General features: G+C 72.8%; 20 protein-coding genes. 11 read left to right on the forward strand and 9 right to left on the reverse strand.

What is annotated here, in order from left to right:
* Window positions 1–164 precede the first annotated feature (164 nt).
* The 5 genes from QMZ92_RS20285 to hutU form a co-directional block, all read right to left on the reverse strand.
* Complete coding sequence (locus QMZ92_RS20285; RefSeq protein WP_283298790.1) at window positions 165–1,241, reverse strand: GNAT family N-acetyltransferase; 1,077 nt, start codon at window positions 1,239–1,241, stop codon at window positions 165–167.
* Window positions 1,242–1,500: 259 nt separating this feature from the next.
* The gene (gene hutI / locus QMZ92_RS20290; RefSeq protein ID WP_283298791.1) at window positions 1,501–2,673 is read right to left on the reverse strand and encodes an imidazolonepropionase; all 1,173 of its coding nucleotides are present in this window, start codon (window positions 2,671–2,673) and stop codon (window positions 1,501–1,503) included.
* 460 nt (window positions 2,674–3,133) lie between these two features.
* Complete coding sequence (locus tag QMZ92_RS20300; RefSeq protein ID WP_283298792.1) at window positions 3,134–4,486, reverse strand: formimidoylglutamate deiminase; 1,353 nt, start codon at window positions 4,484–4,486, stop codon at window positions 3,134–3,136.
* Window positions 4,477–5,667 (reverse strand): allantoate amidohydrolase, encoded by a 1,191-nt coding sequence (locus QMZ92_RS20305; RefSeq protein WP_283298810.1) that lies wholly within the window; start codon window positions 5,665–5,667, stop codon window positions 4,477–4,479. Before QMZ92_RS20305 ends, QMZ92_RS20300 begins: the two co-directional genes overlap by 10 nt.
* A gap of 104 nt (window positions 5,668–5,771) precedes the next feature.
* Window positions 5,772–7,436 carry a urocanate hydratase gene (gene hutU / locus QMZ92_RS20310; RefSeq protein WP_283298793.1) on the reverse strand — a complete coding sequence of 555 codons (1,665 nt, stop codon included), beginning with the start codon at window positions 7,434–7,436 and terminating at the stop codon, window positions 5,772–5,774.
* A gap of 191 nt (window positions 7,437–7,627) precedes the next feature.
* Between hutU and QMZ92_RS20315 the strand changes: the two genes are divergently transcribed.
* The 7 genes from QMZ92_RS20315 to QMZ92_RS20345 all read left to right on the forward strand — a co-directional run bounded on the left by QMZ92_RS20315 (window position 7,628) and on the right by QMZ92_RS20345 (window position 13,460).
* Entirely contained in the window at window positions 7,628–8,965 is a 1,338-nt protein-coding gene (locus QMZ92_RS20315) for a type III PLP-dependent enzyme domain-containing protein (RefSeq protein WP_283298794.1), read from the forward strand.
* 36 nt (window positions 8,966–9,001) lie between these two features.
* Complete coding sequence (locus QMZ92_RS20320; RefSeq protein WP_283298795.1) at window positions 9,002–9,466, forward strand: SRPBCC family protein; 465 nt, start codon at window positions 9,002–9,004, stop codon at window positions 9,464–9,466.
* Window positions 9,467–9,607: 141 nt separating this feature from the next.
* The gene (locus QMZ92_RS20325; RefSeq protein ID WP_283298796.1) at window positions 9,608–10,984 is read left to right on the forward strand and encodes an APC family permease; all 1,377 of its coding nucleotides are present in this window, start codon (window positions 9,608–9,610) and stop codon (window positions 10,982–10,984) included.
* A 335-nt stretch (window positions 10,985–11,319) separates the two neighbouring features.
* Window positions 11,320–11,733 (forward strand): hypothetical protein, encoded by a 414-nt coding sequence (locus QMZ92_RS20330; protein WP_283298798.1) that lies wholly within the window; start codon window positions 11,320–11,322, stop codon window positions 11,731–11,733.
* A gap of 11 nt (window positions 11,734–11,744) precedes the next feature.
* Window positions 11,745–12,491 carry a transcriptional regulator gene (locus QMZ92_RS20335; protein WP_283298811.1) on the forward strand — a complete coding sequence of 249 codons (747 nt, stop codon included), beginning with the start codon at window positions 11,745–11,747 and terminating at the stop codon, window positions 12,489–12,491.
* Window positions 12,492–12,529: 38 nt separating this feature from the next.
* A complete protein-coding gene (locus QMZ92_RS20340) occupies window positions 12,530–12,913 on the forward strand; it encodes a roadblock/LC7 domain-containing protein (RefSeq protein ID WP_283298799.1) in 384 nt (127 codons plus the stop codon).
* 172 nt (window positions 12,914–13,085) lie between these two features.
* Window positions 13,086–13,460, forward strand: coding sequence for a hypothetical protein (locus QMZ92_RS20345; protein WP_138054836.1), 375 nt, complete (start codon window positions 13,086–13,088; stop codon window positions 13,458–13,460).
* A gap of 26 nt (window positions 13,461–13,486) precedes the next feature.
* Here QMZ92_RS20345 and QMZ92_RS20350 read toward each other — a convergent pair whose 3' ends face one another.
* From QMZ92_RS20350 to QMZ92_RS20360, 3 genes are all read right to left on the reverse strand, one after another.
* Window positions 13,487–14,020: a hypothetical protein gene (locus QMZ92_RS20350; RefSeq protein ID WP_283298812.1), complete on the reverse strand. Its 534-nt coding sequence runs from the start codon at window positions 14,018–14,020 to the stop codon at window positions 13,487–13,489.
* Window positions 14,021–14,358: 338 nt separating this feature from the next.
* A complete protein-coding gene (locus QMZ92_RS20355; RefSeq protein WP_283298800.1) occupies window positions 14,359–15,198 on the reverse strand; it encodes a MurR/RpiR family transcriptional regulator in 840 nt (279 codons plus the stop codon).
* 523 nt (window positions 15,199–15,721) lie between these two features.
* Window positions 15,722–17,107: a cystathionine beta-synthase gene (locus QMZ92_RS20360; RefSeq protein ID WP_283298801.1), complete on the reverse strand. Its 1,386-nt coding sequence runs from the start codon at window positions 17,105–17,107 to the stop codon at window positions 15,722–15,724.
* Between the two features lie 142 nt (window positions 17,108–17,249).
* Here QMZ92_RS20360 and QMZ92_RS20365 point away from each other — a divergent pair, with 142 nt between their 5' ends.
* From QMZ92_RS20365 to QMZ92_RS20375, 3 genes are all read left to right on the forward strand, one after another.
* Window positions 17,250–18,257 (forward strand): SGNH/GDSL hydrolase family protein, encoded by a 1,008-nt coding sequence (locus tag QMZ92_RS20365; protein WP_283298813.1) that lies wholly within the window; start codon window positions 17,250–17,252, stop codon window positions 18,255–18,257.
* A gap of 372 nt (window positions 18,258–18,629) precedes the next feature.
* On the forward strand, window positions 18,630–19,850 hold the full coding sequence (locus QMZ92_RS20370) for an acetyl-CoA C-acetyltransferase (RefSeq protein WP_283298802.1): 1,221 nt from the start codon (window positions 18,630–18,632) through the stop codon (window positions 19,848–19,850).
* Window positions 19,851–20,242: 392 nt separating this feature from the next.
* Window positions 20,243–21,094, forward strand: coding sequence for a hypothetical protein (locus QMZ92_RS20375; protein ID WP_283298814.1), 852 nt, complete (start codon window positions 20,243–20,245; stop codon window positions 21,092–21,094).
* 52 nt (window positions 21,095–21,146) lie between these two features.
* Here the strand turns inward: QMZ92_RS20375 and QMZ92_RS20380 are convergent, their stop codons facing one another.
* Window positions 21,147–21,470, reverse strand: a complete 324-nt coding sequence (locus tag QMZ92_RS20380; RefSeq protein WP_283298803.1) for a hypothetical protein — start codon at window positions 21,468–21,470, stop codon at window positions 21,147–21,149.
* Window positions 21,471–21,569: 99 nt separating this feature from the next.
* On the opposite strand from QMZ92_RS20380, the gene QMZ92_RS20385 reads away from it, so the two are divergent.
* Window positions 21,570–21,800, forward strand: a complete 231-nt coding sequence (locus tag QMZ92_RS20385; RefSeq protein ID WP_093656142.1) for a DUF4287 domain-containing protein — start codon at window positions 21,570–21,572, stop codon at window positions 21,798–21,800.
* Window positions 21,801–22,003 lie beyond the last annotated feature (203 nt).

The raw sequence follows: 22,003 nt of genomic DNA on the forward strand, positions 1-22,003 counted from the left end.
GTCCGCCGCGGTCGGCGCCGGCCTGTTGTACGGCGGGTGCGGCCGGTGCGCGAGCACGTGCGGCGAACCGCTCCTCGACGGCCCAGTCGATGAGCCGTTCCACGGCGCGGCTGATCAGCCCCCGTCCGGCGGCGGACGGTGCGGCCGTCGCGCCGGCCGGACGGTCAGTCACCCCTCAGCCGGCCGATCCGGCTGAGTGTCCGCTGCGCGCACCCGGCGAGACGGGGCCGGCTGCGGACGAAGCTGTGGGCGCGCCGCCCCGGCTCGCGGCTCAGCCGGTGGAGCGCGGCCGCCGGTCCCGGCCGGACGGACGCGCCCTCGCGGACCCGGAGTTCACCGGTCTTGAGCGCGTCCTTGTACTCGGCGGCGCCGCGGCCGAGGTCGAGCATCCCGATGCCCGCGGCCACCGCGGCCTCGGCCATCCGCAGATGCAGGATCAGCCCTGGCGAGTACTTCGCGTACGCGGTGTCGTAGGCAGGGAACCAGCAGGACAGCACGGTGCGCGAGCGCAGCCCGAAGTGCGCGGCGACCGGGCGCTCCGCCGCGTACAGCACGGACAGCACGCCCGAGCAGCCCGGCGTCCGTGTGTCGTGGAGGCGCCGCACGAGCGTGCTGATCCACTCCCGGGCGAAGCGGTCCCGGCGGCCGGTCCTCCGGTACTGGGCGGACTTCCAGGCCATGAGCGTGCGCAGCGCCGAGGGGTCGCGCTCGTCGAAGACGAACCGCACCTCGCCCACCTGCCGGCCCAGCCTGCGCTCCTTCGCGGTGGTGGTCCTGAGGAACTTCGGCGACTGCCCGCGCAGCCGATCCTCGTACGCCGCGTACCCCTCGCCCACGTCGATCACCGGCGAGGCGAACTCCTCGGCGCTGCCGGGCTCGAAGAGGCCCTGCCCCGCCTCCAGGTTGTCGAACTCCCACACGGAGAGCGAGCAGGCCCGCAGCAGCTCGCGCGCGGAGAGGACCAGTCCGGGCCGCAGTACGGCCCCCTGGCAGTCGGAGACACCGAACCCGATGGCCCGGCCGTGCCCGAACGGGCCCTTCTCGTAGGGGAAGAAGCCGGCCGGTACTCCGTCGTCCTCGACGACCGCGACCCTGGCGGCCGGTCGCACCCCGGCGACGGCCAGGGTGAACTCCGGTTCCATGAAAGGACTGGCCGGCGCACCGGACTTGGCGCGCAGCTCTCGCCAGGACTCGGCCTCCCCCTCGTCCAGCTCCCCGGGCCTGACGACACGAATGCGCACACCGCTCAACTCGACCCCCGGTCTCCCCCTTGAGCTTCCCCGGGACAGGACGGTACCGGCCGAAATCACCCCGCAACAGGGAGTGGGGGTCAAGCTGTGACCAACACGGGAAGAAGTGTGAAGTCCCGTGAAAGGCGTTGCCAACGGGGCGAATCGAAGGAGGGGCGCCCGCCCCGGACCGACGCGCCGAAGCAGTCCGCCGGACAGCTCGCGGCTGCCGGCGGACGCCTTTGCCGGCGTTCGCCGTCCCGCCGGCCCCTCAGACCGCTCGCACCCCCCGTCGCCACACCTCGCGCACCAGTGGAACCCCCGGACGGTAGGCCAGATGGACATGGCTCGGGGCGTCCAGTACGGCGAGGTCGGCGCGGGCGCCGGGCGCGAGGCGGCCGATGTCGGTGCGGCGCAGTGCGGCGGCGCCGCCCGCGGTCGCGGACCAGACGGCTTCGTCCGGCGTCATCCCCATGTCCCGTACCGCCAGGGCGATGCAGAACGGCACGGAGGAGGTGAACGACGAGCCCGGGTTGCAGTCCGTCGACAACGCGACGGTCACCCCCGCGTCGAGCAGCCGGCGGGCGTCGGGCCACTCGGCGCGGGTGGAGAACTCGGCACCCGGGAGCAGGGTGGCGACCGTGTTTCCGCTCGCGAGGGCGTCGACATCGGCCTGGGTGAGGTGCGTGCAGTGGTCGGCGGAGGCCGCCTCCAGCTCGACGGCGAGCTGGACGCCGGGGCCGTAGGTCAGCTGGTTGGCGTGCACGCGCGGAACGAGTCCCCTGGCCGTCCCCGCGGCGAGGATCGCACGGGCCTGCTCCCCGTCGAACGCGCCCTTCTCGCAGAAAACGTCGACCCAGCGGGCGTGCGGGGCGCAGGCGTCGAGCATCTCGCCGGTCACGAGCGCGACGTACGCGGCGGGGTCGTCTGCGTAGTCGGGGGACACGATGTGGGCACCGAGGTAGGTCACCTCCTCGGTGTGCCGCGCGGCGATGCGCAGGGCGCGCGCCTCGTCGGCCACGGTGAGCCCGTACCCGGACTTGGTCTCGAACGTGGTGGTGCCCTGGCGCAGCGCCTCGTCGAGATAGCGGGTGAGGTTCGCCTCGAGTTCCTCGTCCGAGGCGGCGCGGGTCGCGGCGACGGTCGTCCGGATCCCGCCCGCCGAGTAGGCGCGGCCGGACATACGGGCGTTGAACTCGGCGGTGCGGTCGCCGGCGAACACGAGATGCGAGTGGGAGTCCACGAACCCCGGGATGACGGCGCGGCCGCCCGCGTCGTGGCGCTCGTCGGCGTCCGGGGCGTCGGCGGAGCGGCCGGCCCAGGCGACGGTGCCGCCGTCGAGGACGAGGGCCGCGTCCTCGATCAGACCGAGCGGGCTGCCGTCGCCGAGGGCGGGGTCGTTGGTGACGAGGGTGCCGATACGGGTGATGAGAGTGCTGCTCATGGTTCCTCTCCGTAGCCTTCCGTCCCCCTACGGAGAGGGGCACACCGTGACGGGTCCCATGCTTCCACAGGCGCCTCTCCTCTCACCGGCCCCCGCCGGCCCCGAGGGGTCCGGGCAGGGTCCGAGTGCACGCGTCAGACGATCCTTAGCCGTAACCGTGGTCGACCGGCATCGTCATCAGCACCCTGCGGTCGGGCACCATCACCGGCCGGTGCTCGTCCCAGTCGGGGTGCTCCCCGGCGGCGCGGCGGTAGTACGCCACCGGCTCGGGGGATCGCCGGGCACGTCCGGGCGCGGTCCGCCCGGCCGCGTCCCGGGCAGCGCCGGACCCGTGTGCGGGACACGGCCGCGCACCGCACACGACACCACGCACCGCACGACAAGCCGCGCGACTCGCACACGGCGCCGTGCCCGCCCCACAGTCCGCTCAGCCGCGCGGTGCCCGCGCACGGTGAACCGCTCAGCCGCGCAGCGCCCCGATCGCCTCCGACAGGGCCGAGGGCACGTCCGGCACCAGGGTGTGGACCCCGTCGCGTACGACATGGCGCCCGGCGACGACCGTGTGACGGATGTCCGCCGAGGTGGCCGCGAAGACCGCGGTCTCCGCGCCCAGGCGCGGCAGCGGGCCGGCCGTGCGCACCGAGTCCAGTGCGACGGTGGTGAAGTCGGCGAGCGCTTCCCGCTCCAGACGTCCCGCGTCGTCCCAGCCGAGCGCCGCGTGCCCGTCCGCTGTCGCGGCGCGCAGCAGGGACGCGGCCGTCCAGTGGCCGCGGGTGCGTGTGCGCAGCCGCTCGTCCAACTCCATCGCGCGGGCCTCCTCCAGGAGATCGATCACCGCGTGGCTGTCGCTGCCGAGCGACAGCGGTGACCCCGCCTGCTGGAGGGCCTTCGCGGGGCCGATGCCGTCGGCGAGGTCCCGTTCGGTGGTGGGGCACATACAGGTGCCGGTCCCGCTGTCGCCGAGGAGGCGGATGTCCCCGCCCGTGAGATGGGTGTTGTGGACTCCGGTGGTGCGCCGGCCGAGCACACCGTGGTCGGCGAGCAGCCGCGCCGGCGTGCAGCCGTGCACCTCCAGGCAGGCGTCGTTCTCGGCGGTCTGCTCGGAGAGATGGACGTGCAGGGGCGCACCGCGCTCCGCCGCCCAGGCGGCCACCACGGGCAACTGCGCAGCGGGGACCGCGCGCACGGAGTGGACCGCCGCGCCGATCCGGGCCAGCTCCCCGCCCTTGAGCAGGGACACCCGCTCGGCCCACGCCTCGGCGGTGCCGTCGGAGAAGCGGAGCTGGTGCTGGTCCGGCGGCTCCCCCCGGTGCTTGCTCGTGATGGCCGAGGACAGGTACGCCGTGTCGAGCAGCGTGATGCGGATGCCCGCGTCCGCCGCGGCGGCGATCAACGCCTCGCCCATCGCGTTGGGGTCGGCGTACGGCCTGCCGCCGGGCGCGTGGTGCACGTAGTGGAACTCGCCGACGACCGTGATCCCCGCCAGCGCCATCTCGGCGTACACGGCGCGCGCCAGCGCGTGGTAGCTCTCCGGGGTGAGCCGGGAGGCGACCTGGTACATGAACTCGCGCCAGGTCCAGAAGGTCCCGGAGCCGACCTGAACCAGGCCGCGCAGCGCGCGGTGGAAGGCGTGCGAGTGGGCGTTGGCGAGTCCGGGGACCGTCAGGCCGCGCAGCACCTCGGCCCCCGGCTCCGGGGTCTCCGTCCCGGTGCGGACGGCCGTGATCCGGCCGTCCGCGACGTCCAGGGACACACCCGGCTCGACGTGCGTGCCGAGCCAGGCGTGCTCCAGCCAGTACGTCGTCACCTGCACGCGAGGCCCTCCAGTACGTCGGCGAGTGCGAGGACCCCGGCGACGCAGTCGTCCTCGGCCGCGTACTCGGCCGGGGAGTGGGACACGCCCGTCGGGTTCCGTACGAACAGCATGGCGGTCGGCACGGCCGCGGAGAGGATTCCCGCGTCGTGTCCGGCGCCGGTCCCCAGCAGCGGGGCCCGTCCGCCCAGCAGCCGGCCGATCTCGTCGCGCAGCGCGTGCCCGAACTCGACGACCGGGGTGGACGACTCCCGTACGACGGCGAGGTCGACGCCGTCGCGCTGGGCGCGGTCCTTGGCGGCCTGCTCGATCGCGGCGACGACCGTGTCGAGGGTGGCCTGGTCGGCGGCGCGCGAGTCGAGCCAGCCGCGGACGAGGGACGGGATGGCGTTGACGCCGTTCGGCTCGACGGAGACCTTGCCGAAGGTGGCGAGGGCGCCCGCGAGTTCTGCCTCGCGGCGGGCGGCGAGCACGGTCTCCGCGTACGTCAGCATCGGGTCGCGGCGGTCGGCGAGGCGGGTGGTGCCCGCGTGGTTGGCCTCGCCCCGGAAGTCGAAGCGCCAGCGGCCGTGCGGCCAGATGGCGCCGGCGATCCCGACGGGGTCGCCGGAGACGTCCAGGGCACGGCCCTGCTCGACGTGCAGTTCCACGAACGCACCGATACGGGCGAGGCGTTCGGGGTCGGCGCCGATGCTCTCCGGGTCGTGGCCGGCAGCCTCCATGGCCTCGGGCAGGCTCACGCCGTCGGCGTCGCGCAGCGCGTACGCCTGCTCCTTCGCCAGCTGTCCGGCCGTGAGACGGGAGCCGACGCAGGCCAGACCGAAGCGCGCGCCCTCCTCGTCGCCGAAGTTGGTGATCGCCAGGGGCCGGGTGAACTCCACTCTCCTGCGGCGGAGTTCGTCGAGTGCGGCGAAGGAGGACACGACGCCGAGGGGGCCGTCGAAGGCGCCGCCGTCGGGGACGGAGTCCAGGTGCGAGCCGGTGACGACGGCGTCCCCGGCGGTGGGGTCGCCCAGCCAGGCCCACTGGTTGCCGTTGCGGTCGGTCTCGTGGGCGAGGCCGCGGTCCTCGGCCTGCTCCCGGAACCAGTCGCGGCAGTCGGCGTCGGCCGCCGTCCAGGCGTAGCGGCGGTATCCGCCGCTGCCCGCGTCCCGGCCGATGTGCCGCAGATCGGTCCACATCTCGTGGAACGAGCGGGGCCGCGGTGCCGCCGAGCCACCCTCGGAGAGGGCCTCCGTGGAGCGGCCGCCCGCGGAAGGGCCGTCCGGCTGCCGGTCGTGCACGGTCATCGGGCGTCACCCTCCCGCATCGGGACGCGGACGCCCTTCGCCTCGGAGACGGACTCGGCGATGTCGTAACCCGCGTCGACGTGCCGGATGACGCCCATCCCGGGGTCGTTCGTCAGCACACGGCGGATCTTCTCGCCGGCGAGCCCGGTGCCGTCCGCGACGGTGACCTGGCCGGCGTGGATGGAACGGCCCATGCCGACGCCGCCGCCGTGGTGGACCGACACCCAGGAGGCGCCGGAGGCCACGTTCACCATGGCGTTCAGCAGCGGCCAGTCGGCGATGGCGTCCGAGCCGTCGAGCATCGCCTCGGTCTCGCGGTACGGGGAGGCGACGGAGCCGCAGTCGAGGTGGTCGCGGCCGATGGCCAGCGGAGCCCGGAGCTCGCCGCTTGCGACCATGTCGTTGAACCGCTCGCCGGCGCGGTCCCGCTCGCCGTAGCCGAGCCAGCAGATACGGGCCGGAAGGCCCTGGAAGTGGACGCGCTCGCCGGCCATCCTGATCCAGCGGGCCAGCGACTCGTTCTCCGGGAAGAGGTCGAGGATCGCCCTGTCGGTCCTGGCGATGTCGGCGGGGTCGCCGGAGAGCGCGGCCCAGCGGAACGGGCCCTTGCCCTCGCAGAAGAGGGGCCGGATGTAGGCGGGGACGAAGCCGGGGAACGCGAACGCCCGCTCGTAGCCCGCCAGTTGTGCCTCGCCCCGGATCGAGTTGCCGTAGTCGAAGACCTCGGCGCCCGCGTCCATGAAGCCGACCATGGCCTCGACGTGCCGGGCCATGGACTCGCGGGCGCGGGTGGTGAACCCGGCCGGGTCCTTCGCCGCGTACGAGGCCATGTCGTCGAAGTCGACGCCCACCGGCAGGTAGGCGAGCGGGTCGTGCGCGGAGGTCTGGTCGGTGACGATGTCGATCGGCGCGCCCATCGCGAGCAGCTGCGGCACCAGCTCGGCCGCGTTGCCGAGCACGCCGATGGAGAGCGGGCGGCGGGCGTCACGGGCCTCGGCGGCCAGCCGGAGCGCGTGCTCCGGGCTGTCGGCCTTCACGTCGAGGTAGCGGTGCTCGATACGGCGCTCGATCGCGCGCGGGTCGCAGTCGACGCAGATGGCGACGCCGTCGTTCATGGTGACGGCGAGCGGCTGGGCGCCGCCCATGCCGCCGAGTCCGGCGGTCAGCGTGATCGTGCCGGCCAGCGTGCCGCCGAACTTCTTGGCCGCCACGGCCGCGAAGGTCTCGTACGTGCCCTGGAGGATGCCCTGGGTACCGATGTAGATCCAGGAGCCGGCGGTCATCTGGCCGTACATGGTGAGGCCGAGAGCCTCCAGGCGCCGGAACTCCTCCCAGTTCGCCCAGTCGCCGACGAGGTTGGAGTTGGCGATCAGCACGCGGGGCGCCCACTCGTGGGTCTGCATCACGCCGACCGGGCGCCCGGACTGGACGAGCATCGTCTCGTCCTGCTTCAGCGTCCTCAGCGTGCGGACCATCGCGTCGAAGGAGCGCCAGTCGCGGGCGGCCTTGCCGGTGCCGCCGTAGACGACGAGTTTGTCGGGGTGCTCGGCGACCTCCGGGTCGAGGTTGTTCTGGAGCATGCGCAGCGCGGCTTCCTGCTGCCACCCAAGGGCGCTCAGTTCCGTACCACGCGGTGCCCGTACGGGGCGGGGTCCAGACATGCCGATGCCTCCTCGCGGCGTTGATTCGACTATTCACATCCTGGCGCCCTGAATAAATCCAGTCAACAGGGCCTCGCGAAGAGGGCGGGAACAGGAGGGGCGGGGCGCACCGCCCGGGGGCCGCGGGGAGCCGGGCACGGTCCCCCGGTACGGGTGGGCTCGGCCCCGGCACGGATGATTGACTGGAGACCATGGCTCACCAGGCTTCAGACCGTCGTGACCAGGCCGTACGAGCAGCCGTGGAACAGGGCCTGCTCACGGAGACCGCCCCCGTCGCCGGGCTTCTCGACATCGCCGGCGTGCGGGCCTCGGCCGCCGCGCTGCGGGCCGCCTTCGAGGAGATCACCGACGCCCCCGTCCTCCACGCCTTCGCCGTGAAGGCCGCACCGCTGGTGCCGGTGCTGCGACTGCTGGACTCCGAGGGCGTCGGGGCGGAGGTCGCGAGCCCGGGCGAACTCGCGCTGGCCCTCGCCGCCGGGGTACGGCCGGAGCGGATCGTGCTGGACTCGCCGGCCAAGACCCGGGCCGAGCTGACCGAGGCGCTCGGCCTCGGGATCGCCGTCAACGCCGACAACCTCCAGGAACTCGACCGCATCGACGACCTGATCCGCTCCGGCTCCGGTTTCGGGTCCGGCTCCCGGGGTTCGCAGCTCGGGCTTCGCGTCAACGCGCAGATCGGCGCCGGTGCGATCGGGGCGCTGTCCACGGCCACCGCGACCTCGAAGTTCGGCGTCGCCCTGCGCGACGAGGGCACCCGCGAGCGCGTCGTGCGCGCGTACCTCGACCGGCCCTGGCTCACGCGCCTGCACACCCACTCGGGTTCGCAGGGGCTGGGCCTGGAGCTCATGACCCAGGGGGTCCGGGTCGTGTACGAGCTGGCCGAGGAGATCAACGCGGCCGCCGGCCGGCAGCAGATCGACACCGTCGACATCGGCGGCGGGCTGCCGGTCAACTTCGCCTCCGACGAGGAGACTCCGACCTTCTCCGACTACGCCCGAGCGCTGCGGAACGCGGTCCCCGGACTGTTCGACGGCCGCTACGGGCTGGTCACCGAGTTCGGCCGGTCGCTGCTCGCCAAGCACGGCACGGTCCTCACCCGTGTCGAGTACACCAAGACCACCGGCGCCCGACCCATCGCCGTCACACACGCGGGTGTCCAGGTCGCCACCCGCACCGTGTACGACCCGGCCTCATGGCCGCTGCGGATCGCCGCCTACGACGCGAAGGGCGCGCCGAAGGCGGGTGACGCCGTGGTCCAGGACGTCGCGGGGCCGGCCTGCTTCGCGGGCGACCTGCTGGCGGAGGCGCGGGAGCTGCCCCTGCTGGAGCCGGGTGACGTGGTCGCCGCGCTGGACACCGGGGCGTACTACTTCAGCAGCCACTACGCCTACAACAGCCTCGCCCGGCCGGCCGTCCACGGCTTCCACGCGGATCCGGGCGGGGTCCGCTTCTCGACCGTACGGGCGCCGCAGACGGTCCGGGAGATAGTGGCCGAGTCGGGCGGGGACCGGCCGGACGCACTGCTGTAGCGGGCGACTGTCGCACCCCGGTGGTTCCATGAAGCCATGACAAGCAGAAGTGTCGTGGTCGAGCGGCGGATCGCCGCGCCCGTGGACCGCGTCTGGGCCGCGCTGACCGACGTCGAGGGCTCCCAGCGGGTGCTCAGCGGCGTGGAGCGCATCGAGAAGCTCACGGAGGGCCCCTTCGGTGTCGGCACCCGCTGGCGCGAGACCCGGCGGATGTTCGGCAAGGCGGCCACCGAGGAGATGCGGGTGACGGCCAGTGAGCCGACCGAGCGGTTCGTCGTCGAGGCCGACAGCCACGGCACGCACTACGTGTCGGAGTTCGCGCTGCGCCCCGACGGCCCGGAGACGACGACGGTCCGGATGACGTTCTCCGGCAGCACACCCGGAGGCGTCGCGGGGCTGCTCGCCAAGGTGCTCGGCCCGCTGGGCGAGCGGGCCGTGGCCAAGGCCGTCGCGAAGGACCTCGCCGACGTCGCGACCGCGGTGGAGGCGCGCCGCGACTGACGCCGGGTGCGGCGGCTCCGCCCCGGCCGGAAGCCCGCACCGGCCCCCGGACCCCGGACAGCCCAACGGCCCGGCGTGCCGCAGGCGTCAAGGACCCGTGGTCGGGCAGAGACTTTCCCAGCCGGCAACGGGAGAGGATCCATGGCCACATCCACGTCCACGGGACCGCAGGAGCACGAGGGGGCGCTGAAACGCGCCATCGGTCCGAAGCTGATGGTCCTCTTCGTCATCGGCGACATCCTCGGCACCGGCATCTACGCCACGACCGGGAAGGTCGCGGGGAAGATCGGCGGGGCGCTGTGGCTGCCGTTCCTGATCGGCTTCGTCGTGGCCCTGCTGACGGCGGCGTCGTACGTCGAACTCGTGGGCAAGTACCCGAAGGCGGCGGGGGCCGCGCTCTACACCCAGAAGGCGTTCCGGCTCCCCTTCCTGACCTTCATCATCGCCTTCATGGTCATGTGCTCGGGACTGTCGTCGGCGAGTGCGGCCGCCCGCGCGTTCAGCGGTGACTACTTCCAGGAGTTCACCGACGCGATCCCGCCGACCGTGATCGCGATCGCCTTCATCCTCGGCCTCGCCGCGATCGCCCTGCGGGGTGTCGCGGAGTCGGTGAAGACGAACATGGTGCTGACGCTGGTCGAGCTGTCCGGTCTGGCCGTGGTCCTGGCGATCGGTGCGTGGGCCGTGCTGAGCGGCTCAGGGGAGCCGTCCCGGCTGGGCGAGTTCCACTCGAGCGGCACCGGCTACGCCCTGCTGACGAGCGTGCTCGGTGCCACGGCCCTGGGATTCTTCGCCTTCGTCGGTTTCGAGGACTCCGTCAACATGGCGGAGGAGACGAAGGACCCGATCCGTACGTTCCCCCGCGCCATCTTCATCGGTGTCGGCGTGACCGGCACGATCTACGTCCTCGTGGCGCTGGTGTCGTCGCTGCTCGTGGACTACCGGGTGCTCGCGGAGTCCGACGGCCCGCTGCTGGAGGTCGTGAAGGCCGGCGGCGTCGACTTCCCGCCGAAGCTGTTCGCGGCCATCGCGCTCTTCGCGGTCACCAACTCCGCGCTGATCAACATCATGATGGCCTCGCGGCTCTGCTACGGCCTCGCCAACGAGAAGGTGCTGCCGCGCGGTATGGCCCGGGTGCTCCCCCACCGCCGCACCCCCATCACCGGCATCGTCTTCGTCACCCTGCTCGCCATCGGCCTCGTCTCGACCGGTGAGATCGAAGGACTCGGCGACACCACCGCGTTCCTGCTGCTGTGCGTCTTCGCGGTGGTCAACGTGGCGGTGCTGGTGCTGCGCAAGGACCGCGTCGAGCACGCCCACTTCCGTACCCCGACGGTCCTTCCGGTGCTGGGGGCGATCACCTCGGTCGTCCTGGCCAGCCCGCTCTCGGAGCGCGGTGCGGACGTGTACGTCCGGGCCGGGGTGCTGATCGCCGTCGGCATCGTGCTGTGGGTCGTGAACAAGCTGTGGATGAGGCTGCGGCACGAGGAGACGGCGGCGTGGGGCTCCACTGACTGAGGGCCCGGCCGGAACCCGCCGGGACCGGACCGCACGCGCCCGGCGCTCCGCGGCGCCCAGGGCCCATGGCTCCGCGGGCCCGTGACACGGCCGGCGGGCCCCGCGCCCCCGGGCTCGGCGAGGGCCCGTGGTGTCCTGGCACGACCCGGCCCGACGGCGGGGCGTCCGGTCAGGGCCGACCCGGGCCCGCGTCGGGCGGGCGGACCTTAGCGGACCGGACGCATGTTCCGATGGAAAATGCCAGAACTTCCACCTGCTGCCACTGCGGTGCGTAACCTTACGGCTACGGGCGTACGTCCGAGCCGTACGCACACGTGCTGGAGGGGGATTTTCGCGTGCCCGGGATCGACGAGTGTCTTCTCCACGCCATGCGGCTACCCGGAGTGCGCGGCGCCGCCCTCGTCGACTGGACCAGCGGACTCGCCCTCGGCACGGTCGGGGACGCGGCCGGGAACGACCACGAGACGGCGGCGGCCGAGACCGCGGAGCTGGCGCGCATGGCGGCGGAGCATCCCACCTTCACTCCCGTGGGGGCCGCAGAAGGCCCCCAGGACGCGAAACACGGCAAGAACCCCCCGGTGGAGGACGTCGTCGTCACCACCCGTACGTGTTATCACGTTCTGCGCTTCGTCGAGACGAGCTTCGACAGCAGCGTCCTGCTCCATCTCTGGCTCGACCGCGCGGACGGGAACCTCGCCCTCGCTCGGCTCAGAATGCGCGACCTGACCGAGCGGCTGGTGCTGGAGTGACCGTCTCACCGATGCTGCTGCGGCTCGCCTCCGAACGGGCCACCGGCGCCCTCTTACGGGACCGGGGCACGCTGTACCTCGTCGAGGGCCGCGTCGTCCACGCCGAGAGCCCCACCGCTCCGGGAATCGACGTCCTGCTCGCCGCGACCGGACGGCTGCGCGCCGAGGGCTGGACGGAGGCCCTCCGCGAGGCCGGGGCGAACGGCGCAGTGGGCCGGTACCTCGTCGACAGCGGTCTGGTGTCCGGCGGCGAGCTGGAGATATGCCATCTCGGTGCGCTCTTCGACGCGGCGTACTTCGCCCTCGCACCGAGCAGCGGTCCGACCCGCTTCCGCTACGGCGTGGCCCACTGGATAGGCCCGGTACGGCCCGTGGCAGCCGAGGTGGTCGAGCGCGAGACCCTGCGGCGCCGGGCCCTGCTGGACCGTCTCTGGGCGCATCCGGAGACGGACACCGCACCCGTGGTGCCCTCCCCCCGGCCCGCCCCGGTGCGGGCCGCCCCCCGGCAACGCGCCGTCCTCGACCTGGCCGACGGGGTGCGCACCCCCGCCGACATCGCCCGGGCCCTCGGCCGCCCCGCGTTCCACACCCTCGTCGACGTACGCCGGCTGGCCGCGGCCGGGCTTGTCGAAACCCCTCGCCCGAGCGCCATGGCGCCCGACCCGCCACTCGATGTCGCGCGCGTGATGGAGGTGTCCGCGGATCCGGACATCGCCCTGCTCCGCCGGCTCCGTGACGCCCTGGAGGCAACGCTGTGATGCGCGCGATGAGGCAGCGCGCCGAGAGGAGACAGCTGATGACGGCGAGCACCGGAGTCCTCGACGAACTGCATCGGTTGAGGACCCGGTTACCGCAGCTCACCGGCGCCCTCGCGGCCAGCGTGGACGGCCTCGTGCTGGCCAGGGACACACCGGACGCGGAGGCGGAGACGATCGCCGCGCTGACCGCCGCGGCACTCGGCGTCGCCGTGCGGCTCACCGAGGCGACCGGCCAGGGCCGCTTCCGTGAACTGCTCGTCCGAGGCGAGAGCGGTTATGTCGCCACGTACGCGGCGGGCACGGCCGCCGTGCTCACCGTGACCGCCGAACCCCGGGTCAACGTCGGCCGGTTGCATCTGGAGGCCCGCAGGGCGGGGGCGCGCATCGGCGAACTCGTGGACGGAGCACTCGAACGCCCCTGAACCAACCGGCGGCAAGGGCCGGGCCTCCCCGTCGGAGGTCACCGCCCCGTAGGGCGGCCGCCGCCTCCCGCACTCCGGCACCCGGAGCCGCGGACAGCCCGACAGCCCGACAGCCCGACACACGAACACACCACTCGAACCGAACAGTTCCCCAACAAGGAGAGGCACCACCATGGCGAACACCGAGACGACCCTCAAGGAAGCGATGACCGTGATCGAGGGTGCGGTCGGCGTCGCCCTCGTCGACTACACCAGCGGCATGGCCCTGGGTACCCTCGGCGGCGGCAAGCACCTCGACCTGAACGTCGCGGCCGCGGGCAACACCGACGTGGTGCGGGCAAAGCTGCGCGCGATGGAGATGCTGGGCCTCCAGGACGAGATCGAGGACATCCTCATCACCCTGGGCGGGCAGTACCACCTGATCCGGCTGCTCAAGGCGCGCGGCGGCAACGGGCTGTTCCTGTACCTGGCTCTGGACAACCAGCGTGCCAACCTGGCGATGGCCCGCCACCAGCTGCGCAAGATCGAGGCCGAGCTGGAGGTCTGACGCCCCACCGGTGCCCCGCCGACCGTTCAGCGGCGCCGAGCCCCGCCCGGGGCGGCGTCCCCGGCGGCGGGGCCGGTGGTGCGGTAGCCCCTCACCCCCGCCCCGGCGGGCCGGCCGCCGTCGACCCAGTCGGCGCGCACCCACAGCAGCTTCTCGGCCGCGGTCTCCCGCCGCCCCAGGGCGCGTGCCTTGAGCCACAGCCCGGTACCGGCGCCCGCCAGCAGCAGCCCGCCCGCCGCCGGTACGGCGAAGGCACTGGCCGTCGCTGCGGCGAACGCCACGAGCAGCCACCAGCGGTGCGTGCGGCGCCAGTTGCGGACGGTCACTGCCCGGTCCTGGAGGATGTCGCCCCGGGCGGCCCGGGTGGCATCCCGCTCCAGCTCCCGGTAGCGGCCCGTGCGCACGGACGCCACGACGGCCGCCGCGACCAGGAACGCCGCGGCACCCCCGCACAGTCCGATCACCCGCCCGGTGAGGCCCTCCGGCACCAGCCCGACGGCCGCCGCGAGCACGCCGAGCCACACCATCGGGGCCGCCCCGGCCCGTACCACCACCGCCACACGCGCCAGTGCGTGACCTCCGCCGCGCCCCACGCCGCCGCTCCCTTCGTCCGTCCTGCCGTTCAGGGCGGGGAGGTTAGCCGGAATTTCTGAGGAACACCTGAGAAGGAGGGGCCGGGGACGCCCCGGCCCCACGCCGAACGGGCGGCGCGGCAGCCGGGCCGGTCGGTCAGCCGGTCAGGCATTCAGGCATTCAGGCATTCAGGCAGGCAGTCGGTCAGGTATTCAGGCGGTCGGTCGGTCAGCCGGTCGGTGACGCACCGAGCAGGTGAAGGGGTCCGGTCAGCCACTCGGTCACCGGCCCCAGGGCCGCCGCGCCGCCGACGTGTCCCGTCCGGTCAGTCGGCGAAGAGTCCGCGCTCCGCGGCCCGGACGTCGAACTCCTCCAGCCGCGCCTGCGCGTCCGGCAGGTCGTCGCACATCGCCTCCAGCAGCACCCGGCCCAGCAGCATCGGCGCGCATGCCGTGTCGAAGGCCAGGCCGGTGCCGACGGCGGCCGGGATCAGCACATCGCTGTGGGCGGCGACGGGCGCGAACGCCGAGTCCGCGACCGTGACGACGGTCAGGCCTGCCCCCCGCGCGTACGCGAGCGCCTCCACCACCTCCCTGGGGTGGCGGGGCAGGGCGAAGCAGAGCAGCGCGGTCGCGCCGGCCCGCCGTGCCGCGTCGACCCGGTCGGCCAGCATCGAGCCGCCCTCGTCGAGCAGCCGGACGTCCGGGTGGACCTTGGCCGCGAAGTACGAGAAGCCGCGGGCCTGCGAGGAGGCAGCGCGCAGCCCGAGGACCGGCAGCGGACGGGAGGCGGCGAGCAGCCGGGCCGCCCGCTGCACGGGGCCCGGGTCGGCGAGCAGTTCGGCGAGATGGCGCAGGTTCTCGATCTCGGCGTGGACGGCCTGCTGGTACTCGGTGAACTCCTGCTGCTCCTCAGCCGGTTCGGCCGGTGCCACCTCGCGCAGATGCCTGCGCAGCGCGGGATAGCCGTCGAAGCCGAGCGCGACGGCGAAGCGGGTGACGGACGGCTGGCTGACTCCGGCGAGCTCGGCCAGCTCGACGCTGGACAGGAACGGCACGTCGGCCGCCCTGCGCACCATGCAGTGGGCGATGCGGCGCTGGGTGGGGGTGAGGCGGTGGCCCTCGAAGAGCTGCTGCAGCCGTGCGGCAGGGCTGGTGTCGTTCATGCCGTCCCGTCCCCCAGTTCGTCTCGCCCGGCGTGCCGGAGGGACCGGCCCGCTCCCGGACGCCGGACAGTACCGCGAGAGCGCGGTGCGGGGAGGCGGAACGGACACGAAGATCACCGAGAACTACGACCCACCGGCTATTCAGTGTTCTTAAACTCTGCATGACCATATACAGAACGGGCAAGCCGCGCCGCCGCCTCCCTCAGCCGCCCCGGAGGGCACCGGGCGTGCCGTGCCCGGCCGACGACTCCACCGGGCGTGCCGCGAACGGAGCTTCGCGCAAGTGGTACGGGCGCGACACGTCGGCGCAGCACTCGCTTAACACGTGTCCGGCACATTGGGGGGTGTCGGCGTCAAGGACCTCCGGAGCGGCTCCCGGACCTCCATGGACGCCCGGACGTGAGACCGGCCCTGACCCGGACCGCGTCCCTCGCGGGGACCGCCGTCGTCCCGCCCCCCGGTCACGGGGGTGCGGCGGTCCCCGCGCATCCCTCTCCGCACGGGGACCCCGGTCCCGTACCGCCTACTTCCCGGACAGCGCCAGGAACGACAGCAGGTCCTGGCGGCTCACGACACCGGTGGGCTTGCCCTCGACCAGCACGATCGCGGCGTCGGCGGTGCCGAGCACGGACATCAGGTCGCCGACCGGCTCACCGGATCCGACCTGGGGAAGCGGGTCGCTCATGTGCTTCTCCAGCGGGTCGTTCAGCGAGGCGCGCTGCGCGAAGAGCGCGTCCAGCAGCTCCCGCTCCACCACGGAGCCGATGACCTCGGCGGCCATGACGTCCGGATGCCCGGCGCCCGGCTTCACGATCGGCATCTGGGAGACGCCGTACTCGCGCAGCACCTCGATGGCCTGGCCGACCGTCTCCTCGGGGTGCATGTGCACGAGGGACGGCAGCGCGCCCTCCTTGTGCTTCAGCACGTCGCCGACCCGCGGCTGGTCGCCGGCCTGCTCCAGGAAGCCGTAGTCGTTCATCCACTCGTCGTTGAAGATCTTCGACAGATAGCCGCGGCCGCTGTCCGGCAGCAGCACGACAACGACGTCGTCCGGGCCGAGGCCCTCTGCCACGCGCAGCGCGGCGACGACGGCCATGCCGCAGGAGCCGCCGACCAGGAGGCCCTCCTCCTTGGCCAGCCGGCGCGTCATCTGGAACGAGTCCTTGTCGGACACCGCGATGATCTCGTCCGTGACGTTCGGGTCGTAGGCGGTGGGCCAGAAGTCCTCGCCGACGCCCTCGACCAGGTACGGCCGGCCGGAGCCGCCGGAGTAGACGGAGCCCTCCGGGTCCGCGCCGACGACGCGGACCTTGCCGCCGCTGATCTCCTTCAGGTAGTTGCCGGTGCCGGAGATGGTGCCGCCGGTGCCGATACCGGCCACGAAATGGGTGATTCTTCCCTCAGTCTGTTCCCAGAGCTCGGGACCGGTCGTCTCGTAGTGCGAACGCGGGTTGTTCGGGTTCGAGTACTGGTCCGGCTTCCAGGCGCCCGGCGTCTCGCGCACCAGCCGGTCCGAGACGTTGTAGTACGAGTCCGGGTGCTCCGGGTCGACCGCCGTGGGGCAGACGACGACCTCGGCACCGTAGGCGCGCAGCACATTGATCTTGTCCGTGGACACCTTGTCCGGGCAGACGAAGATGCACTTGTAGCCCTTCTGCTGGGCCACGATGGCAAGCCCGACGCCGGTGTTGCCGCTCGTCGGCTCAACGATCGTGCCGCCCGGCTTGAGCTCTCCGCTCTGCTCGGCGGCCTCGATCATGCGCAGGGCGATGCGGTCCTTCACCGATCCGCCGGGATTGAAGTACTCGACCTTGGCGAGGACCGTCGCCTGAATGCCCGCGGTCACGCTGTTCAGCTTCAACAGCGGGGTATTGCCAACCAGACTGATCATCGAGTCGTGGAATTGCACCGTAAGTCTCCGGGATCTCCGTAGTGGTTCCGTCAGCGTATGCGCATTCGGCGCGAGATTGGGCTACGGCCGATACTGGGCAGTTAGCTCCTGGAGACTGCACGGCTACGAGGAGGTGGCTGGGACTGTGTCGAGGGCGAGGGTGGCGCGGCGCATCGCGGCGGGCGCGGCATACGGCGGCGGCGGGATCGGTCTGCTCGGAGCTGCGGCGGTGACTCTTCTGCTGGCCGAGGTACAGCTGGCGAAAAGATCGGTGGGGGGCGGCACGGCACCCTTCCCCCCCGGCGCGGACGGCATCTACGGCACGGCCTTCGGGCTCTCCGGTCCGCTGCGGCTGGCCCTGCTGGGCGACTCGACGGCCGCCGGGCAGGGCGTGCGCCGGGCGGGGCAGACCCCGGGGGCACTGCTTGCCTCGGGACTCGCGGCCGTGGCCGAGCGCCCGGTGGAGCTGATGAACGTCGCCCAGCCCGGTGCGCGCTCCGACGACCTGGAACGGCAGGTGGGTCTGGCCCTGCGCGATCCCGCCCGCGCCCCGGACGTCTGCGTGATCATGATCGGGGCGAACGACGTGACGCACCGGATGCCCCCGACGCAGTCGGTGCGGTACCTGTCCGCGGCGGTGCGCCGGCTGCGGACGGCGGGCGCGGAGGTGGTGGTGGGCACCTGCCCGGATCTCGGCACCATCGAGCCGGTCTACCAGCCGCTGCGCTGGCTCGCCCGCCGGGTCTCCCGGCAGCTCGCGGCAGCGCAGACGATCGGCGCGGTGGAACAGGGCGGCCGCACGGTCTCGCTGGGCGACCTGCTGGGCCCTGAGTTCGCGGCGAACCCCCGCGAGCTGTTCGGCCCGGACAACTACCACCCTTCGGCGGAGGGGTACGCCACGGCGGCGATGGCGGTACTGCCGACGCTGTGCGCGGCGCTCGGCCTGTGGCCGGAGACGGACAGGCTGGACGCCGACCGCCGCGAGGGCATGCTGACGGTCGCCAAGGCCGCGGCGGAGGCGGCGAGCGAGGCCGGCACCGAGGTCACGGGCGCCCGCGCCCCGTGGGCGCTGCTGAAGCACCGCAGGCGCCGCCGCCTGCCGGTCCCGACCGAGCCCGCACCCCCGGAGACCCGGGCCGCGGAGGCGCGGGGGCGGGGAGCGGAGTGACCCCGCGGCCCGCGCCGGTCCCGCGCACGGTCCGGAACGAAGCCGGGACGAAGCCGGGACGAAGCCGGAACCGGGAGCGGCCGGGTCCAGGACCGGGTCGTCGCCGTGGACCGGGAGCGCGGGCGCATCCGGGTCCCGGCCTGGTCACCAAGGGACGGGACCGGGTTGCCAGGGAACGCGGGACCGGGTCACCGTGGCCGGGCGCCGTACCGGTCGGGGACGCCGCCGCCGCGCCCGCCCGGCCTCGAAGCGCCCCACCCGTAAGCGAGCGCTTAGAAAAGAGGCCCGCATCACACGGTCCGTACCGTGACCCGCGCGATACGTAGGGGTAACTTCCAGACAGTCGTCCCCAAGCACCTCACTGGAGCCGTGATGCCCGAAGCCGTGATCGTCTCTACCGCCCGCTCCCCCATCGGACGGGCCTTCAAGGGCTCGCTGAAGGACCTGCGGCCGGACGACCTGACCGCGACGATCGTCCAGGCCGCACTGGCCAAGGTCCCCGAGCTGGACCCGAAGGACATCGACGACCTGATGCTCGGCTGCGGCCTGCCCGGCGGCGAGCAGGGGCACAACCTGGGCCGGATCGTCGCCGTGCAGATGGGGATGGACCACCTCCCCGGCTGCACCGTCACCCGCTACTGCTCGTCCTCGCTGCAGACCTCCCGCATGGCGCTGCACGCCATCAAGGCCGGCGAGGGCGACGTCTTCATATCGGCCGGCGTCGAGATGGTCTCCCGCTCGGTGAAGGGCACCTCCGACGGACTGCCCGACACCCACAACCCGCTGTTCGCCGAGGCGGAGGCCCGCACCGCCGCCGTCGCCGCCAGCGAGGGCGCGAGCTGGCACGACCCGCGCGAGGACGGCCTGATCCCGGACGCGTACATCGCGATGGGCCAGACCGCGGAGAACCTGGCCCGCCTCAAGGGCGTCACCCGCCAGGACATGGACGAGTTCGGCGTGCGGTCCCAGAACCTCGCCGAGGAAGCAATCAAGAACGGCTTCTGGGAGCGCGAGATCACGCCCGTGACGCTGCCGGACGGCACGGTCGTCGGCAAGGACGACGGCCCGCGCGCCGGTGTCACGGTGGAGGGCGTTCAGGGCCTGAAGCCGGTCTTCCGCCCCGACGGCCTGGTCACCGCCGGCAACTGCTGCCCGCTCAACGACGGCGCGGCCGCGCTCGTGATCATGTCCGACACCAAGGCACGGGAGCTGGGCCTGACCCCGCTGGCCCGGATCGTCTCCACCGGCGTCTCCGGCCTCTCCCCCGAGATCATGGGGTACGGACCGGTCGAGGCGAGCAACCAGGCGCTGCGGCGGGCCGGGCTCAGCATCGACGACATCGACCTGGTCGAGATCAACGAGGCGTTCGCGGCACAGGTCATCCCGTCCTACCGGGACCTGGGCATCCCGCTCGAGAAGCTGAACGTGAACGGCGGCGCGATCGCGGTCGGCCACCCCTTCGGCATGACGGGCGCCCGGATCACCGGCACGCTGATCAACTCGCTCCAGTTCCACGACAAGCAGTTCGGCCTGGAGACGATGTGCGTGGGCGGCGGCCAGGGCATGGCGATGGTCATCGAGCGCCTCAGCTGAGGCGCGAGCGCGCGTGAGCGCCGCTCGGCGCGGGGCGTCGCGCCCGGGTGCGACGCCCCGCCCGCACGGCGACCGGGGCCGTGGCGCCGCACCCGTGCCGTGCACGCGGCGCACGGCACGGCGCCGGGAGGGGCCGCGAAACACCTCCCCGTCCCTCGGCAACCGCTTTCCCAACCCCGCCGTCGCCCAGCCGTGACCTAATCTCCCCCAGGATGTGACCTATCTCCCGCCGGTGCGGGTTTTCCCAGGTCACAAGCGCCACGCAGGTAAACTTCCGACCCAGAGCCCTGTCCCTTTCGTGACGTATTGCACTGACACCAGGTGTGGGCTCACGACAAGCTGATGTAGTAAGTCGGGGAGTCCTCAGAACCGGGAGTACGTCAGTGAGCGCCATGTCCCTCGCCCTGCTGCTGACCACCGCCGCCGCCACGGCCGTGGGCGCCGCTGCCCTGCACACCACTCTCGGGCTGCGCAAGCAGGTCACCGCCCTGCGTTCGGAGCTGGCCGCCGTGAGCCGTCAGGGCAGCGCCCCCTTCGGCTCCGTGCCGCAGGCCCGCACCGCTCCCGCCGCCGAGATACGCGCCGCCGTCGCCGAGGCGCTGGCCGAGGAGCGCGAGCGCGAACTGGCCGAGGCGCGCGCCTTCTGGGCCGCGCAGGAGGCCCGCGAGGCGGCCGACGCACCGCACTTCGTCGGCGAGTCGCCGCTGTCGATGCTCGGCGGGCTGGCGGACCTCGGCGAGGACGGCCCGCTCTACGTCCCCCGGCAGGCGGACTTCGCCGGGCTGGAGGCCATGGACCTGGAGGCGGCGGAGGCCCTCGACGACCTCGCGGAGCTCGCCGAGCCGCCCGCCGAGTTCGCGGAGGACTCCCCGGAGCTGGCCGCGGCCCGCCGGCGGCACCCCTCGCACCCCGACTTCGTACCCGTGCAGACACCCGTGGTGACCGACCACGAGCGCACCGTGGCACGCCTGGAGGAACTCGCGGACACCGCGACCGCCCTCACCGACGTACGGCCGGGCCCGCTCGGCACGTTGGACGTGTACGTGTTCGCCGACGGCACGACCCTGTGCATGACCCCCGGGCACCGCGAGACCGCGGAGCGGCTCGGGGAGGCGCTGCGCGCCGGGCAGACGCCGGTCCTGCTCGGCGGCTCGGGCGTCTCCGGTGCGTACGCCCTGACGTTCTGCTGCGGCGGCGGCGAGAACGTCTACATCCTCGCGGACCGCGTCATCGCCTCGCTCTGAGCCCCGGACGGTCAGGGCCTCCGGCCCCCCGCTCCGGACTCCCGGCGGGCTCTCAGAGCTGCGCCCGCCGCGCCGCAGCCTCCACCAGTTCCACGGCCTCGTCCAGTTCCTCCGGCGGGGCCGTTCCCGTGCGTACGGCTTCGGCCAAATCCGTCCCGGCCACCACCAACTGGTCCGCGACCGCGAAGACACCCGCGTCGGGCATGATCCGCGGCTGCCGCCCGGGCGTCTCGATCCGCTGGGCGCGCTCCGCCAACTCCCTGGCCAGTGCGAGACCTTCGGCCGCCGCGCCGCGCTGGAGCCGGCTCTGCGGGGCCGCCCGCAGCCGGTCGGCGAACCGCTCCACGGCCGCCGTCAGAGGTGTCGTATCAAGCACGATGCGACCCTATGCGCCGGTGCGGGACTGTTGCCAACACGCGAACACTGAGGCACGGTGACGTGAAGGACCACACGCGCAATGCGTCCGGAGGCGCCGATGTCCCAAGTCTTCTCCGAAGAGACCCATCGCAACCTGCTCTCCCGCATCCCTCACTGCACCGGTCGTGAAGTCGCCGACTGGCTGCGCACCGTCGAAGAAGGACCGTCCCTGTTCCGTTTCGAGGAGAAGGTCAGCTGGCTCCGGAGCGAACACAATCTCGCGTACGGCCATGCGAAAGCGATCATCCATGAGTACGACCTGAGGAGGGCGGCCCGCAAGCTGCTCTAGTGCTGTGACCGGCTCGAGGACGAGCGAAGGGCCCGCCCGGCGGATGCTTGGGTTCTAGGCGTCGTTGCAACACCCCAGTTCAGGGGATGCAATGGGCTTCAAGATCCGGGACCGGTCCGTCATCCAGGGGCGCCGTCCCTTGTCCGAGGAACGGCGCCTCTACCTTCAGCTCATGCAGCATGGTGTGAGCAACGCGGAGGCAT

This window comes from Streptomyces sp. HNM0645, assembly GCF_030056615.1.
Taxonomy (GTDB): domain Bacteria; phylum Actinomycetota; class Actinomycetes; order Streptomycetales; family Streptomycetaceae; genus Streptomyces; species Streptomyces marianii.

What these genes read in the sequence shown, in the direction of transcription:
- hutI (WP_283298791.1), bottom strand. Translation starts at nt 2,673, where the DNA reads ATGAGCAGCACTCTCATCACCCGTATCGGCACCCTCGTCACCAACGAC.
- QMZ92_RS20305 (WP_283298810.1), bottom strand. Translation starts at nt 5,667, where the DNA reads ATGTGGACCGATCTGCGGCACATCGGCCGGGACGCGGGCAGCGGCGGA.
- hutU (WP_283298793.1), bottom strand. Translation starts at nt 7,436, where the DNA reads ATGTCTGGACCCCGCCCCGTACGGGCACCGCGTGGTACGGAACTGAGC.
- QMZ92_RS20315 (WP_283298794.1), top strand. Translation starts at nt 7,628, where the DNA reads ATGGCTCACCAGGCTTCAGACCGTCGTGACCAGGCCGTACGAGCAGCC.
- QMZ92_RS20320 (WP_283298795.1), top strand. Translation starts at nt 9,002, where the DNA reads ATGACAAGCAGAAGTGTCGTGGTCGAGCGGCGGATCGCCGCGCCCGTG.
- QMZ92_RS20325 (WP_283298796.1), top strand. Translation starts at nt 9,608, where the DNA reads ATGGCCACATCCACGTCCACGGGACCGCAGGAGCACGAGGGGGCGCTG.
- QMZ92_RS20335 (WP_283298811.1), top strand. Translation starts at nt 11,745, where the DNA reads ATGCTGCTGCGGCTCGCCTCCGAACGGGCCACCGGCGCCCTCTTACGG.
- QMZ92_RS20340 (WP_283298799.1), top strand. Translation starts at nt 12,530, where the DNA reads ATGACGGCGAGCACCGGAGTCCTCGACGAACTGCATCGGTTGAGGACC.
- QMZ92_RS20345 (WP_138054836.1), top strand. Translation starts at nt 13,086, where the DNA reads ATGGCGAACACCGAGACGACCCTCAAGGAAGCGATGACCGTGATCGAG.
- QMZ92_RS20355 (WP_283298800.1), bottom strand. Translation starts at nt 15,198, where the DNA reads ATGAACGACACCAGCCCTGCCGCACGGCTGCAGCAGCTCTTCGAGGGC.
- QMZ92_RS20370 (WP_283298802.1), top strand. Translation starts at nt 18,630, where the DNA reads ATGCCCGAAGCCGTGATCGTCTCTACCGCCCGCTCCCCCATCGGACGG.
- QMZ92_RS20375 (WP_283298814.1), top strand. Translation starts at nt 20,243, where the DNA reads ATGTCCCTCGCCCTGCTGCTGACCACCGCCGCCGCCACGGCCGTGGGC.
- QMZ92_RS20385 (WP_093656142.1), top strand. Translation starts at nt 21,570, where the DNA reads ATGTCCCAAGTCTTCTCCGAAGAGACCCATCGCAACCTGCTCTCCCGC.